Below are 15,096 nucleotides of genomic sequence, written 5' to 3'. Positions count from 1 at the left end.
GCGGGGCCAGCCGGGTTCCGGGCTAAAATACGGAACTCACTCCAGGGGATGCACATGACGCAGGACGAACTCAAGCAAGCCGTGGCGCAAGCCGCGCTGGCCTACGTGCCGGAAGGTGAAATCATCGGTGTCGGCACGGGCTCCACGGCGAACTTCTTCATCGATGGCCTGGCTGGCATGCGTGATCGCATCAAGGGCGCGGTGGCGAGTTCGGAAGCCAGCGCGAAGCGTCTGGCGGCGCAGGGCATCCGGTTGTTCGATCTGAATGAGGTCGAGCACCTGTCGGTGTATGTGGATGGGGCCGACGAGATCGATGGCGGCTTCTGCATGATCAAGGGCGGTGGTGTCGCGCTCACCCGCGAGAAGATAGTGGCCAGCGTGGCCGGGCGTTTCGTGTGCATCGCCGATGCTTCGAAGAAGGTGGCCGTGCTGGGGCGCTTTCCGTTGCCGGTGGAGGTGATTCCGCTGGCGCGCAATGCCGTGGCCCGTCAACTGGTTGCCCTGGGCGGTCGCCCGGTATGGCGTGAAGGTGTGGTGACGGATAACGGCAACCACATCCTGGACGTGCATGATCTGGCGATCACCGGGCCGGTGGCGCTGGAGGCGCGCATCAATGCCATCGTCGGCGTGGTCACCAACGGGCTGTTCGCGGCGCGCGGCGCCGACGTGCTGCTGCTGGGGACAGCGGATGGCGTGGTGAGCAGCACACGCTGAGCCCGTGCCCGCCAGGGGTCGTGCCGAAGTAGAATCGCAAGCAAGTCTTGAAACATTACGGTCATATTTCGCAGCGACAATCGTCGGTCTGACCGCCCCATTTCCGGAGAAAAACATGAGTGATCACACCGTTCGCCAATACGACGTCGAACTCGATGGCATGCGCACACGCGTGCTGCAGATGGGCGGCTATGTCGAGCAACAGGTGGTGCTGGCACTCGAAGGCCTGCTGGAGGGGGATCTGGCGACGGTTGAACGCGTGATCGAGAACGATCACCGCGTCAATGAGCTGGAGGTCGAGCTGGACGAAGCCTGCGCCCAGATCATCGCGCGCCGTCAGCCGACGGCCAAGGATCTGCGCTCCATCATGATCGTCTCCAAGACCGTGACCGATCTGGAACGCATCGGCGATGAGGCCAAGAAGATCGCCAAGGCAGTGCGCCGCCTGCTGCAGAACGAGCCGGCGGGCAAACCCCGCGTGCAGCTGAAGCATCTGGGCGGGCTGGCCGTGGCACAATTGCGCAAGTCCCTGGATGCCATGGCGCGTCTGGATATCGATGCCGCTGCAGAAGTCGTGAAGGAAGATCGTGAGCTGGACGCCGAATTCAAGTCGGTGATGCGCCAGCTGATCACCTACATGATGGAAGACCCGCGCATCCTGTCGCGCAGCATCGAGATCCTGTTCGCAGCCAAGGCGTTGGAGCGCATCGGCGACCACGCGAAGAACGTTGCCGAATACACCATCTATCTGGTGCGCGGTCGCGACGTGCGCCACATCGGCGTCAGCGAGATCCTCAAGGAAGTCGGCTACCCCGAAGACAACTGACCGGCTGCCGGGCGCCGAGCTTCCGGTGCCCAGGTTGACTCGGTCTCAACCCGGCAGCAGGCCAACCGCTGCCGCGAAATCATCCACGACCCGGGCGGGCCTGATCTGCGGGTCGGTTTCGTCCTGTGCGCGGAATTTTTCCGTACCAGCACGGAGGCAGTGCCGCAGGTCTTGATGCCGGCCCCGCGTATTCGAGCGTGCAGGCATCGGCGCCCATGTCCAGCGTCAGACCCTCCTGTTTCTGGAAATAGCGGTTGCGTGCCATCGCGATCAATGGCTTGCCTTGCATCAGCAGGCGGAAAGCCGTGTTCATCGCTGCAAAACTGAATCCGTCGGCGGCATCGCCCAGTACTACGCAATCCGGATCGGTGGCACTGCTCCCCATTTCTGCCGCGATGTCGGGATGGATCAACAGATGCGGCTTCAGCCCCGGCTGTGCCAGATGATTGCGGGTGGCGTGTACCGCCGTGAAGCCATCTTCCTCTGTGATCACGAAGCCCATGGCGGTGAGTTTCCGTACCAGTGCGGCACGCGGCGTACGCGTGGTGTTCGAGCGCGTTTACCGCACCGGGAATGGCCGAGTCCTGCACGTGCAGTACGCCGACAGGATCGATCAACAGGGCTTTGGAACGCTGCGGTAGCGGGAGCGACATGATCTGGTCTCCGGACGAGTCTCCTGCTTTCGAAGCAAGAAACACTTCGCGGGCCTGCTTCAGGCGGTCAGTTCGAGCCGGTTGCCTTCGGGATCCAGCACGACGCTCTCGTAATAACCGTCGCCGGTGCGGCGTGGGCCATCGAGTACGGAGTAACCATCGGCCAGCAAGCGCGCGGTCAGGGCGTCCACCGCTGACTCCGAGCCCAGCGACAGGGCCAGATGCGTGAGCCCATGCCGCTGTGCGCCGGACTCGTGGCGGGCAAGCGCCAGCGCAGTGGTCTGCATCACCTCGATGCGCGCACCGTGGCCGAAACCGAGGAAGCGCGAGCTGAAGCCTTTGGCGGAATTCTCGTAACGCGGCCCTGTCTCGGCTCCGAAGTAGCGCGCATAGAAGGCGCACAGGGCATCGAGGTCATCCGCCCAGATCGCGATGTGCTCAAGCTGGATCATCGGCACTTTCTGTTTCGTGTCATGCGATGGGGCATTACACCATCTCCGGGAGTGCCCTGCGCTTGCCCGTAGAGGAGGGCGATCGATGCCGGAATCTGAATCTGGATCAAATTCCGGACAATAAACCATGATTTAAGAATGGGAATTGTTATCATTATTTTTGTGCGGTGCAGCGCACGCCCGATCAACTGATCTGAATGGAGTCGATGATGGCAGCAAAAGTAGGCCTGTTTTTTGGTTCGACCACCGGCAACACCCGCAAGGTCGCCAAGCTGATCAAGAGCCGGTTCGATGATGCGACGATGAGTGAGCCAGTCCGCATCACCAAGGCTTCGCCAGAGGATTTGCTCGCGTATGACTACCTGATTCTGGGGACGCCGACGCTGGGCGATGGCCAGTTGCCGGGGCAGAGCGCGGATTGCGACGAGAACTGGGAGGAAGCGCTGGAGCGCCTGGGCGATGTCTCCCTGGCGGGCAAGACCGTCGCGCTGTTCGGGTTGGGGGATCAGGCGACCTATCCCGATGCCTTCGTCGATGCGCTGGCCGACCTTCATGAGTTTGTCACGGCGCATGGTGCGCGTGTCGTCGGCGCCTGGCCTGCGGATGGCTACGACTTTTCGGATTCTCGCGCCTTGCAAGGAGACAGCTTCGTCGGGCTGGCCCTGGATCAGGACAATCAGGCCGATCTGACCGAGGAGCGCGTCGACGCCTGGCTCAAGAGCATTGCCGGCGAGATGGGGCTGCCCTCATGAGCCCGGAAACACCACGGGTGTTGCTCGACGAGCATCATGAAAGCCTGCTGGCCGATGCCTTGTATCTGCTCTCCCGTTCGGCCACGGTCGGGGTCTGCCGTGGCCGCATGACGGCCGTGATCAAGCGTCTGGACTCCGTCGCCGGGGAGGAAGCCTTCCCGCCGATGTTGCGCGCCACGGTGGAGCGCCTGCTGATCGACTGGCGCGAGGCACAGGCGCGGGAATTCGGTGGCGGCACGGAGACGGAATCTTCCCGCGTCGGCATGTCGCACGGCCATCACTGAACGGAAGTGCGGGACGGGGATCGTCCCGTCTCTCATTCAGGCGAGCGGACGGTATTCGACCACGTCGAACGTGTGATCGTTGGTTTCGGACGCAGCAAAGGATTGCCGGCTCGCCACGCGGAACCTGCTTTCGTCGAACTCAGGGAAACGGGCGTCGCCCTCGATGTCCGCCTGTATCTCGCTGATCCACAGCACGTCCGCCAGCGGCAGGGCTTCGGCGTAGATCTGCGCGCCGCCGATGATGAAAGCACGCTCCACGCCATTACAGGCGGCGATGGCTGCCGACAGCGTGCCGACCACCGTGGCACCTGCCGCTGCATAGCCGGCCTGGCGTGTGATCACGATGTTGTGGCGGCCCGGCAGCGGGCGGCCGAGCGATTCCCAAGTTTTGCGGCCCATTATCACCGGGCAGCCAAGGGTGCGCTGCTTGAATTGCTGAAGATCGTCGCGCAAGCGCCAGGGCAGTGTGTTGCCACGGCCGATTACGCCATTGCGTGCACGCGCGACAATGATCGCAAGCTCTGGTTTGCTCATACCGACACCTGCGCGGCGATATGCGGATGCGGATCGTAGCCTTCGATGGCGATGTCTTCGAAGTGGAAACCGAAGATGTCCTTCACTTCCGGATTGAGTACCAGGCGAGGCAGCGCACGCGGTTCGCGCGTGAGCTGCAGGCGGGCCTGCTCCAGATGGTTGGCGTATACGTGCGCGTCACCGAGCGTGTGCACGAAGTCGCCCGGCTGATAGCCGCAGACCTGCGCCAGCATGTGGGTGAGCAGCGCGTAGCTGGCAATGTTGAAGGGCACGCCAAGGAAGATGTCCGCACTGCGTTGGTAGAGCTGGCAGGATAGCCGGCCGTTGGCTACGTAGAACTGGAACAGGGCGTGACAGGGCGGCAACGCCATGCTGTCGACCTCGGCCGGATTCCAGGCGCTGACCATGTGACGGCGCGAGTCCGGATTTTTCTTCAGGTTTTCCACCAGTTGCGTGATCTGATCCACCACACGGCCGTCCGGCGTCTCCCAGCGGCGCCACTGCTTGCCATAGACGGGGCCGAGCTCACCATTCTCGTCAGCCCACTCATCCCAGATCCGCACACCGTTTTCCTTCAGGTAGCGGATGTTTGTGTCGCCCTGCAGGAACCACAGCAGCTCATGGATGATGGAGCGCAAATGCAGCTTTTTGGTGGTGACCAGCGGGAAGCCCTCGGCGAGGTCGAAACGCATCTGCCAGCCGAACACTGAACGGGTGCCGGTGCCGGTGCGGTCGGTCTTGTCTGCCCCGTGCTCGAGCACGTGGCGCATCAGGTCGACGTATTGGCGCATGGGGATGTCCGGGAGAAACGAACCTTGGATTGTAACGGGCCGGAGCTGGGACGCCACAGCGGCAGTTGCGCCGCCAGGGCAAGCGTATGAAACCTGCGCTGAAAACCTTTCGCCGTAGAGGCGCAGAGGGCCGTAGAGAAAAGCGATCAGCCGCTCAATACCGTTCGGTCAAGGCAATGTCGTCATTCCGGCGGAAGCCGGAAGCCAGTGTTTTCAGGCTGATCCGCTGGATCCCGGCTTCCGCCGGGATGACGCCGAATCGGATATTCCAGCGTTTGATTGATATAGGCGAGTGCTCAGTGTCCCTCTGCGTCTTTGCGGCGTTCCGCGCAGCGTTCAGTGCAGCACCAGCCTGACTGCCAGCAAGGTCATGCCCACGCCAATGCCGCCATCCAGCACGCGCCAGGAAAGCGGGCGGTTGAACAGTGGTGCCAGCCAGCGCGCGCCGTAGCCCAGCAGTACGAACCAGACCGCCGAGGCCAGTACGCAGCCGGCCCAGAACGAAATCCGCGCTTCGACGGCATGCTGTGTGGCCAGCGAGCCGATCAGCACGATGGTATCCACATAGACATGTGGGTTCAGATAGGTGAAACCTAGCAACAGCAGCACCGCCTTGCGCCGGCTAATCGGCGTCGGCATGCCCCCCAGGCTCAACTGGCGTGTGCGGAAGGCTTCGCGCAGCGAATTGATGCCATACCAGAGCAGGAAGGCCGCGCCAGCCCAGGTGGCGACTTCCAGCGCGGCGGGCCAACGGGTGACCAGGGCACTGGCGCCCAGGACGCCCAGCCCGATCAGAAGTGCGTCGGATGCGATGCAGATGGGCACCAGAAGGCCGACATGCTGGCGCGTCAGCCCCATGCGCAGGACGTGCGCATTCTGCGCGCCGATGGCGATGATCAGCCCTGCGCAGATGAAGAAGCCGTGGATGAACGCGTCGAAATACATGTCTTTCCCCCTGCCTTGTGTATTGCCATGGCGCAGTGCGCTACGGATGGATGTGCGCCCGGTTTTCCATCCTCCACCTTGAAGAGGCTGGCGAGTTGCTTGAGGCAAGTGTAGGGAGAAGACTGGATAAAGATCAGTTTGTTGAATATATTTCAGGTTTCATTAGCGAAACTGATAGAAATGAACGTCGACTTCGCGTTGCTTGAATGCTTGGAGGCCGTGGTGACCGAGGGATCGTTCGACAAGGCCGCGGGGGCGCTCGCCATCACCCAGTCCGCCGTGTCCCAGCGCATCCGCCAACTGGAGGCACAAGTCGGCCTGCCGCTGCTGTTCCGTACACGTCCGGTCAGGCCTACGCCGGCGGCGCAGCCCTTGCTGCGTTTCGCGCGTCAGGCCCGCCTGCTGGCCCAGGAGCTTCTGCCAGAAATGCATGCCAACGCCGTGCGGGACCAGCTGCGTCTGGCCGTGAATGCAGACAGCCTGGGGAGCTGGGTGCTGCCCGCGTTGGCCGACTGGGTGAGGGCGCACGACACGATGCTGGAGTTCGTCGTCGACGACCAGGAGCATACGGCTGACTGGCTGCGTAGCGGTGAAGTGGTCGGTGCGATCGGTTCGGTGCCCGTGGCGGCGAAGGGGTTCCGATCGGTGCCGCTGGGTGTGATGCGTTATCACTGCCTGGCTTCGCCGGATTTTGTCGCGAGCTATTTCCCGAGAGGCTTGAACCGTGCCTCGGTGCGCCATGCGCCGGCCCTGGTGTTCAACCGGCGGGATGCGCTGCAGGACGAACATATCGGCCGCCATTTGCGCTGGCGCTCGCCGCAGTTTCCCCGCCATTACATCCCTGCCTACGAAGCCTATCTGCAGGCGGCCTTGCATGGCTTTGGCTACGGCATGCTGCCTGAGCCGCAATGCCGCGAAGCACTGGCCAGTGGCGCACTGGTGGACGTCACCCCTGGCACGGTGGCCGATGTGCCGCTCTACTGGCATGCCTGGGCGCTAAATTCCGAACTGATCGGCAGCCTGACGGATGCCTTGCGGCGTGGCGCCATGAGCAATCTGCGACAGATGCCCTAAATGAGCAGGTAGCGCAGCGTTTTGCCCGGGGCGGTAGCGCGTTCTTGGTGTGATCGGCAAGAAAAAGGCCCGCCGGATGGGCGGGCCTTGGTGCGTCCACTAACTGTGCGGATTACTTGTTGCTCAGTGATTCCACGCCTGGCAGAGCCTTGCCTTCGAGGAATTCGAGCGAAGCGCCGCCGCCGGTGGAAACGTGCGAGACCTGGTCTTCCAGACCGGCCTTTTCCACGGCAGCCACGGAATCACCACCACCGACGATGGTGATCGCGCCCTTGGCGGTGGCTTCGGTCAGTGCATTGGCAACGGCATAGGTGCCGACAGCTGAGGCATCGATCTCGAACACGCCCATCGGGCCGTTCCACAACACGGTCTTGGCGCCACGAATGATGTCGGCGTAGAGCGCAGCACTCTTGGAGCCGATATCGAGACCTTCCTGATCAGACGGAATCGCCTTCGAATCGACTTCAACCAGACCGTCCAGGGTGCGGGCACCAAAATCCAGCTTCTTGGTCACCATGGTGTCGATCGGCAGTACCAGCTTGTCGCCAGCCTTGGCCATCAGGCTCTTGGCCAGTTCGACCTTGTCGTTTTCGCACAGCGAATTGCCGACTTCCAGGCCTTGGGCCTTGAGGAAGGTGAAGGCCATGCCACCACCGATCAGCAGCTTGTCGACCTTGGGCAGCAGAGCCTCGATCACGTCGATCTTGCCGGAAATCTTGGAACCGCCAATGATCGCAACCAGCGGGCGCACCGGCTTGTTCACGGCTTCGCCCAGGAAGTCGAGTTCCTTCTTCAGCAGCAGGCCGGAAGCGCGCGGCAGCTTCACGCCCACCACCGAGCTGTGGGCACGGTGTGCGGTGCCGAAAGCGTCGAGCACGAACACGTCGCCCAGGCGCGAGAGCGCATCGCGGAAAGCTTCGATGGCTTCAGGCGTGGCCTTGGTGACGTTGCCTTCCTTGTCCTTGACCTTGCCTTCTTCTTCCAGGTGGAAGCGAACGTTTTCCAGCAGCACGACTTCGCCTGCGGCGAGCTTGCCGGTCACGGCTTCGATCTCGGGGCCGACGCAGTCGGGCAGGAATTTCACTGGCTTACCCAGCAGTTCTTCCAGGCGCTTGGCGACGGGGGCCAGGGTGTACTTCGGGTTGGCCTTGCCATCGGGGCGGCCGAGGTGGGACATCAGGACGACGGAAGCGCCCTCGTCCAGCGCGTACTTGATGGTCGGCAGGGCGGCGCGGATACGCTTGTCGCTCTCGACAACACCGTTGTTGACCGGCACGTTGAAGTCGACGCGCATCAGCACGCGCTTGCCGGCCAGATCCAGATCTTCGATGAACAGTTTTGCCATTGCTTTTCCTTAGATGGGTTGCGCAGTCTGCGCGGGGGATTGAAAACCGCAGTTTTACAGAAACTCCGTCAAAAATCTTGGGCTTGGCTCAAATCTGCGTTGAACGTGCGCTCAGCCGAACATCACCCGGCCTTCTACCAACGTGTAGCGCACCGTGCCTGGCAGCGGCAGGCCCAGGAAGGGAGTGTTTTTGCCCTGGCTGCGAAGGCTTTCGCGGGTAGGGATGCGCTCGGCGCGGGCATCGAAGATCACCACATCGGCACGCGCGCCCACGCCCAGGTGGCCGCCCTTCGTGATACCCATGATGGCAGCGGCGTTGCTGGTGACGCGCGCCAGCGCATCGGTTAGCGGCAGCTTGTCTTCCTGCGCCCACTTGAGTACCAGCGAAAGCAACAGTTCAAGGCCTGTCATGCCGGCTTCCGATTCGGCGAAGGGCGCCTGCTTGGCGTCATCGTCGACCGGCGTGTGGTCGGAGCAGACGGCGTTGATCCTGCCGGTCGCGAGTGCCGCGCGGAGTGCTGCGCGGTCGCGCTGGCTGCGCAGCGGCGGGATCACGTAGCACTGTGGGTTGAAGTAGCCGATATCCATCTCGGTCAGATGCAGATGATGAGCGGCGACATCGCAGGTGACGTCCACCCCGCTGGCTCGGGCGCGTTCGATGCATTCCAGCGCGGCTGCGGAGGAGACGCGTGTGATGTGCAGCTTTACACCGGTGAGGCGGGCGAGCGCGAGCTGGGTTTCCAGCGCGATGGTTTCGGCTTCGACGGGAATACCGGTCAGCCCCAGGCGGGATGCGACTTCGCCATCGTGGGCGACGCCGTTGCGCGCCAGATGTGGGTCCTGCGGCTGAAGCCAGACGCGGAAGCCGAAGGTGGCGGCGTATTGCATGGCACGCATGAGCACCTGGGTGTCGACCACTGGTGTGTTGGCCTGCGAGAAGGCCACACAACCGGCCTCGACCAGTTCGGCCATTTCGGTGATGCGCTTGCCTTCGAGTTTGGTGGTGAGTGCGCCGATGGGGTACACGTGCGCACAGTTGAGCTTCTTGGCTCGGAAGCACAGCATCTCGACCAGGCCGGGCTCATCGAGCACCGGATCGGTGTCCGGTGGACAAGCCAGGCGGGTGATGCCGCCGGCCATCGCCGCCTGCATCTCGGATTCCAGCGTGGCTTTATGTTCGAAACCCGGTTCGCGTAGGCGTGCGGAGAGGTCGACCAGGCCGGGGGCGACGATCAAGCCGGCGGCGTCGATCTCGCGCTCGGCCTTGAAGCCGGCGGGGGCGGCACCCATGGCGGCGACCTTGCCGTCGACGATGAAAAGATCCTGCTGGGTGTCGACCTGATTGGCCGGGTCGATCAGGCGGCCGTTACGGATATGGATGTTCATCTGTTCAGTTCCCCGCCGCGAGCATGCTCATCACGGCCATGCGCACCGCGATACCGAAGGTGACCTGCGGCAGGATCACGGCGTGTTCGCCGTCCGCTACCGCCGAATCGATCTCCACGCCGCGGTTCATCGGCCCAGGATGGAGCACGATGGCATCCTTGGCGGCGAGCGCGAGCTTTTCCTGGGTGAGGCCGTAGAACTTGAAGTATTCCTGGCTGGAGGGCAGCAATGCGCCCTGCATGCGTTCGTTCTGCAGGCGCAGCATCATCACCACATCAACGCCTTTCAGCCCTTCTTCCATATCGTGGAAAACGCGCACGCCCATGCGCTCCACATCGGTGGGCAGCAGGGTCTTGGGGCCGATCACACGTACTTCGGGCACACCCAGCGTGGTCAGCGCGGCGATTTCTGAGCGCGCCACGCGCGAGTGCAGCACGTCGCCCACCACGGCCACGGTCAGGCGTGTGAAGTCCTGCTTGTAGTGGCGGATGGTGTACATGTCCAGCAGCCCCTGGGTGGGGTGGGCGTGGCGGCCGTCGCCGGCATTCACCACGCTGATGTGGTCGCGGCCGGTGGCGCGCAGGTGCTGCGCCAGCAGATAGGGCGCACCGCTGGAGGCGTGGCGCATCACGAACATGTCCGCGCCCATGGCGCAGAGGTTGTCCACCGTGTCGAGCAGGGTTTCGCCCTTGCTGGTGGAGCTGGTCGACACGTTGAGGTTGATCACGTCGGCCGAGAGCCGCTTGGCGGCGATCTCGAAGGTGGTGCGGGTGCGCGTGCTGTTCTCGAAGAACACGTTGAACACGCTCTTGCCACGCAGCAGCGGCACCTTTTTTACCTCGCGTTCGGCCACTTCGGTGAAGGGTGCGGCAGTGTCGAGGATTTCGGTGAGGACGGACTTAGGCAGGCCGTCCAGCGTGATCAGATGCTTGAGACGCCCATCGGCGCCGAGTTGGGGGTTATGCACTTGTGCTCTCCAGGCGCAGGTGACCGGCGTCGTCCTGGACCAGGCTCAGACGCGTGCCGGCGGGAAGGGATTCGCTCAGGGTGTGGGCGCAATAGCGCGCGCAGATCGGCAGCTCGCGTTCGCCACGGTCGACCAGTACGGCCAGCTCCACGCAACCGGGGCGGCCATAGTCGAACAGTTCGTTGAGCGCGGCGCGCGTGGTGCGGCCGGTGTAGAGCACGTCATCGACGAGGATCAGATGGCGGCCATTCACATCGAAGGGGATGCCGGACTTTTGCGGATGCGGGTGCAGGCCACGCGAGCCGTAGTCGTCACGGTAGAAGGAGATGTCGATGCTGCCCAGCGCTACTTCGGAGCCGAGCAGGGCTCGCAGGCGTTCGGCGATCCATACGCCGCCGGAATGGATGCCGACCAGTGCGGAGTCCGGACGCAGGTGCGGGCGGATCTGGGCTGCAAGCTGGGTACAGAGTTGTTCTGCGTCAGGCAGGGTCATGACGGGATTCCAGGTCGAGAAAGTTTTGCAGGATGCGCTGCGCGGCCAGCGCGTCGAGATGCTGTTTGCGCTCGCGCCAGTTGCGTGTGACTTCGCGCAGCATCTCCTCGGCCTCGGCCGAGGACAGGCGTTCGTCCACCAGCTCCACGGGCAGGTTGAAGCGACCGTGTAGTTGGTTGGCAAAACGGTGGCAGCGCGCGGTCATTTCCGTTTCTGTACCGTCCAGGGCCGTGGGTAGGCCCACGATCAGGCGCTCGGGTTGCCATTGCGCGATCAGCCTTTCGATCTCGCCGAAACGCAGCACGTTGGCTTCGCCACGGATTACAGTAAGCGGCTGGGCGAGGCCGGTTTCGGTCTCACCCGTAGCGACACCGATGCGCGCGGTGCCAAAGTCAAAACCCAGCAGTGTGGCCATTAGGCGTGCCCTGCCGTGTCTGAGAGATTGGTGAAGTCGATGCCGAGAAGCCCCATGGCAGCATTCAGGCGTTGCTCGGGCGGTGTGTCGAAGATGACGCGCGGCTCGGCAGGCACGGTGAGCCAGGAGTTCTGGGCCAGCTCCTCTTCCAGCTGGCCGGCTCCCCAGCCGGCATAGCCCAATGCGATCAGCAGCTCGGCGGGCTGGCCTTCCGTGGCGAGGGTATGGAGGATGTCCTTGGAGCTGGTCAGCGCGATTTCCTCGGTCACACGCAGGCTGGATTGCCATTCGCCCAGCGGGCGATGCAACACGAAGCCGCGATCGGTCTGTACCGGGCCGCCGAAGAATACGGGCTCTTCTGCGCGTTCTCCATGCTGGAGCTGGATGTCGATACGCTCGAGCAACTCTTTCAGGGTGAGCTCCAGCGGGCGATTGATCACGATGCCCAAGGCGCCGTCGTCGTTATGTTCTGCCAGGTAGACGAGCGCACGGGAAAACGGCGATTCCGCCAGTCCCGGCATGGCGATCAGAAAATGGTGGGTGAGATTCACGTTTTGCACGTTTCCATTTTAACCTGACTGGGTCGCGGGGCCGCCCCGCCTGTGGAGCAAGTTTGTCATGACCTCGCTTGCACGCCTGCCTGCCGCTCTGGTGTGGTTCCGCCGCGATCTGCGCGAGTACGATCATGCCGCGCTTTCGCACGCCCTGCAGGCACACCGGCGGGTATTCTGCTGTTTCGTGTTCGACACCACGATTCTCGACGCGTTGCAGGATCGGGACGATCGCCGCGTGAGTTTCATCCATGCGAGCCTTGCCGAGCTGGATGCCGCACTGCGAGCACGCGGTGGCGGCCTGATCGTCTGCCACGGCCGTGCCGACGAAGAGATCCCCCGCCTGGCTGATGCACTCAAGGTGGTGGCGGTTTACGCCAACCATGATTACGAGCCGGCCGCGATCCGGCGAGATGCACTGGTAGAAGCTCGTCTGCGTGAGCAAGGCATTGCCTGGCGCAGTTTCAAGGATCAGGTGATTTTCGAACGCCGCGAGATTCTCACCGGCAGCGGCAAGCCCTTCACGGTGTTTACGCCCTACAAGCGTGCCTGGCTGGCGCGTCTGGGACAGAGCAGGCCCAGCCCGGCGCTGTTCGCTTGGCCGGTGGCCGAGTTCACGGAGCATCTGGCCCGCCCCCCCGAAGGCTATGGCCTGCCTTCGCTGGCGCAGATCGGTTTCACGGCAACGTCTCTGCTGCTCGAGCCCGGCATGCAAGGCGGTGCGCGCCTGTTGGCAGAATTTCTGACCCGCATCCAGCACTATGACCAGGCACGCGATTTTCCTTCAATCAAAGGCGTCTCCTATCTCTCGGCCCATTTGCGCTGTGGCACGGTTTCCATCCGCGAACTGGTACGCGCAGCTGTGGCGCGTTCCAGCGAAGGCGCGCAGATCTGGCTGTCCGAGCTGATCTGGCGTGAGTTCTATCAACAGCTGCTGGCCAATCATCTGCGCGTGGTGGAGCACGCCTTCAAGCCGGAGATGGACGACATCCGCTGGGAGCAAGGGAGCGCGGCCGAGGCACATTTTCAAGCCTGGTGCGAGGGGCGTACCGGCTATCCGCTGGTGGACGCTGCGCAGCGCCAGCTCTTGCAGAGCGGCTATATGCACAACCGCCTGCGCATGGTCAGTGCAAGTTTCCTGACCAAGGATCTGGGGATCGACTGGCGTCTGGGGGAAGCCTTCTTCGCCCGCTGGCTGCTGGACTTCGATCTTGCCGCCAACAACGGTGGCTGGCAGTGGGCGGCTTCCACGGGCTGCGACGCCCAGCCCTGGTTCCGCATTTTCAATCCGGTGACGCAATCCCGGAAATTCGATCCGCAGGGCAAGTTCATCCGCCGCTATCTGCCGGAACTGGCAGCCTTATCAGACCGGTATATCCACGCACCCTGGCTCAGTGCATCACCTCCGACAGACTATCCGGTGCCGAGCATTGATCACGCGATCGCCCGGGAACGCACATTGCAGCGTTTCAAGGTGTCAGAAAGCCGCTGATGGCATGACTGACCCTATGTGACGGGCCTTGGAGTGTAAATTCTTTCAATTTATCGTGTCGTGCGATAAGCGGATGAATGCTGCGTCCGCCTTGTAGCGAGGCCTGTCCGCTGTTGTGAAGTCCTTACACAGGCGACTTACTCCGACGATGTTACCGCTTGCACCCTTATGGGCAGCTCAGTAGCATGCCTGCCGATGTACGAAAAATTCCTATACATGCTGAGTGTTTTTATAACACTTGTCGTTCGGTAAAAATCCATGTGGCCTGCGCGTATTTACATAACGGCAGGGCATGGAGTGGCTATGGAAAAGGGGCAGGGATTGCTCTTTTTCATAGCCAAGGTTCATCAGATGGAAGTTTTTCGATTAAACGGCGCAGACCGCTTTGCTAAATCCGCACGACATGCGGTTTCGAGGAGATAGTAGTAATGAAGCAGCAGTATCCAGGCAAGGCCGCAGCCATAAGCGCGGTGGTGTTGAGCATGCTCTTGGTCGCTTGTGGTGGCGGCGGCGGTGGAGGAGATTCGTCGGGCAGCTCTTCTTCGGCGGTAAGCAGCAGTGCGGCGTCTAGCGCGGTTTCATCCTCTGTTTCTTCCTCCAGCGTTGCGTCCTCTTCTGCAGCGTCTTCGAGCGGGACTTCGTCTTCCGCAGCATCCTCTGCGTCCTCCGGTACCACTTCGGTGGATGCGGCACTTTTCAACGTGGATGGCTACGCAGCTGTCGCCGAAGTTACTGGCGGTGGCGTTCTGGACGAAAGCAGCTCGCAATACATCAAGGTCACCACGGCCGCAGAGTTTCTGGCTGCGTTGAACAACATCAAGTACTCAACCAAGACGGCCTCGACCGTCTACAAGGTCATTGAGATCGCCGCCGATCTGGACCTCGGCTACGAAGAGGCGGGCGGGGCTGCCACGACGGCAACCTATAGTTTCTTCACCTCCGCGAATGCTCCGTTGATGCACCCGACGTTGTTGACCACTGGCGTCAGCTCGATCGACATCAAGGCCTATAACGGTTTGATCATCTATTCCAAGACAGGCCACACCATTCGCCATGCTGGTTTCAATATCAAGGCAGGTGAAAACCTGATCATCCGCAATCTGACCTTTGATGAACTTTGGGAGTGGGATGAACTGACCAAGGGCGATTACGACAAGAACGACTGGGACTACATCACCATCGGTGACAGCAGCAGCGCTTCCGGTCGTGTCTGGATCTACCATTGCTCCTTCTACAAGGCTTACGACGGGATCGTTGACGTCAAGAAAGGCGCCGCTACAGGGACGACCCAGGCGGAAAACGGCGTGACGATTTCCTGGAGCGCCGTTTTGCCCGGAAGCAGTAACGCCAGCTTCATGAAGGATCAGTGAATCGCCCCGGGTTTCCTAGACAGCCCCGAGCTTCATGAAATACTGTTTTTCA

19 protein-coding genes are annotated in these 15,096 nt (G+C 62.2%); 8 read left to right on the top strand and 11 right to left on the bottom strand.

The features are described from left to right. Positions 1-54: 54 nt before the first annotated feature. Complete coding sequence (gene rpiA, locus BGI27_RS13060; RefSeq protein ID WP_095525317.1) at positions 55-714, top strand: ribose-5-phosphate isomerase RpiA; 660 nt, start codon at positions 55-57, stop codon at positions 712-714. Between the two features lie 115 nt (positions 715-829). Further along, entirely contained in the window at positions 830-1,540 is a 711-nt protein-coding gene (gene phoU / locus BGI27_RS13055; RefSeq protein WP_095525298.1) for a phosphate signaling complex protein PhoU, read from the top strand. A gap of 79 nt (positions 1,541-1,619) precedes the next feature. Here the strand turns inward: phoU and BGI27_RS13050 are convergent, their stop codons facing one another. Beyond that, on the bottom strand, positions 1,620-2,042 hold the full coding sequence (locus tag BGI27_RS13050; RefSeq protein WP_223871797.1) for an HAD family hydrolase: 423 nt from the start codon (positions 2,040-2,042) through the stop codon (positions 1,620-1,622). Here BGI27_RS13050 and BGI27_RS18145 point away from each other — a divergent pair. Next, entirely contained in the window at positions 2,026-2,181 is a 156-nt protein-coding gene (locus tag BGI27_RS18145; RefSeq protein WP_223871796.1) for a hypothetical protein, read from the top strand. The two genes, BGI27_RS13050 and BGI27_RS18145, sit on opposite strands and share 17 nt — an antisense overlap. 71 nt (positions 2,182-2,252) lie before the next feature. Here the strand turns inward: BGI27_RS18145 and BGI27_RS13045 are convergent, their stop codons facing one another. Continuing rightward, positions 2,253-2,645: a VOC family protein gene (locus tag BGI27_RS13045; RefSeq protein WP_223871795.1), complete on the bottom strand. Its 393-nt coding sequence runs from the start codon at positions 2,643-2,645 to the stop codon at positions 2,253-2,255. A 209-nt stretch (positions 2,646-2,854) separates the two neighbouring features. Here BGI27_RS13045 and BGI27_RS13040 point away from each other — a divergent pair, with 209 nt between their 5' ends. Further along, on the top strand, positions 2,855-3,397 hold the full coding sequence (locus BGI27_RS13040) for a flavodoxin (protein WP_095525297.1): 543 nt from the start codon (positions 2,855-2,857) through the stop codon (positions 3,395-3,397). Then, on the top strand, positions 3,394-3,681 hold the full coding sequence (locus BGI27_RS13035) for a hypothetical protein (RefSeq protein ID WP_095530375.1): 288 nt from the start codon (positions 3,394-3,396) through the stop codon (positions 3,679-3,681). Before BGI27_RS13040 ends, BGI27_RS13035 begins: the two co-directional genes overlap by 4 nt. Positions 3,682-3,717: 36 nt before the next feature. Here BGI27_RS13035 and BGI27_RS13030 read toward each other — a convergent pair whose 3' ends face one another. The 3 genes from BGI27_RS13030 to BGI27_RS13020 all read right to left on the bottom strand — a co-directional run bounded on the left by BGI27_RS13030 (position 3,718) and on the right by BGI27_RS13020 (position 5,951). Beyond that, positions 3,718-4,215 carry a dihydrofolate reductase gene (locus tag BGI27_RS13030; RefSeq protein ID WP_095525295.1) on the bottom strand — a complete coding sequence of 166 codons (498 nt, stop codon included), beginning with the start codon at positions 4,213-4,215 and terminating at the stop codon, positions 3,718-3,720. Next, positions 4,212-5,006: a thymidylate synthase gene (locus BGI27_RS13025; protein WP_095525294.1), complete on the bottom strand. Its 795-nt coding sequence runs from the start codon at positions 5,004-5,006 to the stop codon at positions 4,212-4,214. The genes BGI27_RS13030 and BGI27_RS13025 overlap by 4 nt, the downstream gene beginning before the upstream one ends. Before the next feature lie 336 nt (positions 5,007-5,342). After that, positions 5,343-5,951: a LysE/ArgO family amino acid transporter gene (locus BGI27_RS13020; RefSeq protein ID WP_095525293.1), complete on the bottom strand. Its 609-nt coding sequence runs from the start codon at positions 5,949-5,951 to the stop codon at positions 5,343-5,345. Positions 5,952-6,131: 180 nt separating this feature from the next. On the opposite strand from BGI27_RS13020, the gene BGI27_RS13015 reads away from it, so the two are divergent. Next, complete coding sequence (locus BGI27_RS13015; protein WP_095525292.1) at positions 6,132-7,025, top strand: LysR family transcriptional regulator ArgP; 894 nt, start codon at positions 6,132-6,134, stop codon at positions 7,023-7,025. Between the two features lie 112 nt (positions 7,026-7,137). Here BGI27_RS13015 and BGI27_RS13010 read toward each other — a convergent pair whose 3' ends face one another. The 6 genes from BGI27_RS13010 to BGI27_RS12985 all read right to left on the bottom strand — a co-directional run bounded on the left by BGI27_RS13010 (position 7,138) and on the right by BGI27_RS12985 (position 12,191). Next, the gene (locus tag BGI27_RS13010; protein WP_095525291.1) at positions 7,138-8,370 is read right to left on the bottom strand and encodes a phosphoglycerate kinase; all 1,233 of its coding nucleotides are present in this window, start codon (positions 8,368-8,370) and stop codon (positions 7,138-7,140) included. Between the two features lie 111 nt (positions 8,371-8,481). Further along, positions 8,482-9,756, bottom strand: coding sequence for a dihydroorotase (locus BGI27_RS13005; RefSeq protein WP_095525290.1), 1,275 nt, complete (start codon positions 9,754-9,756; stop codon positions 8,482-8,484). 4 nt (positions 9,757-9,760) lie between these two features. Further along, entirely contained in the window at positions 9,761-10,723 is a 963-nt protein-coding gene (locus BGI27_RS13000; RefSeq protein ID WP_095525289.1) for an aspartate carbamoyltransferase catalytic subunit, read from the bottom strand. After that, entirely contained in the window at positions 10,716-11,216 is a 501-nt protein-coding gene (pyrR, locus tag BGI27_RS12995; protein WP_095525288.1) for a bifunctional pyr operon transcriptional regulator/uracil phosphoribosyltransferase PyrR, read from the bottom strand. Before pyrR ends, BGI27_RS13000 begins: the two co-directional genes overlap by 8 nt. After that, complete coding sequence (ruvX, locus tag BGI27_RS12990) at positions 11,203-11,631, bottom strand: Holliday junction resolvase RuvX (protein ID WP_095525287.1); 429 nt, start codon at positions 11,629-11,631, stop codon at positions 11,203-11,205. The genes pyrR and ruvX overlap by 14 nt, the downstream gene beginning before the upstream one ends. Beyond that, entirely contained in the window at positions 11,631-12,191 is a 561-nt protein-coding gene (locus tag BGI27_RS12985; RefSeq protein ID WP_095525286.1) for a YqgE/AlgH family protein, read from the bottom strand. The genes ruvX and BGI27_RS12985 overlap by 1 nt, the downstream gene beginning before the upstream one ends. A gap of 58 nt (positions 12,192-12,249) precedes the next feature. Between BGI27_RS12985 and BGI27_RS12980 the strand changes: the two genes are divergently transcribed. Continuing rightward, positions 12,250-13,674: a cryptochrome/photolyase family protein gene (locus BGI27_RS12980; RefSeq protein ID WP_223871794.1), complete on the top strand. Its 1,425-nt coding sequence runs from the start codon at positions 12,250-12,252 to the stop codon at positions 13,672-13,674. Between the two features lie 428 nt (positions 13,675-14,102). Next, complete coding sequence (locus BGI27_RS12975; RefSeq protein WP_170943046.1) at positions 14,103-15,044, top strand: hypothetical protein; 942 nt, start codon at positions 14,103-14,105, stop codon at positions 15,042-15,044. The last annotated feature ends 52 nt before the right edge of the window (positions 15,045-15,096 follow it).

This window comes from Candidatus Dactylopiibacterium carminicum (assembly GCF_014736495.1).
Taxonomy (GTDB): domain Bacteria; phylum Pseudomonadota; class Gammaproteobacteria; order Burkholderiales; family Rhodocyclaceae; genus Uliginosibacterium; species Uliginosibacterium carminicum.
Note: the sequence above shows the minus strand (reverse complement) of the source record. Positions and strands in the feature narration are given on the sequence as shown.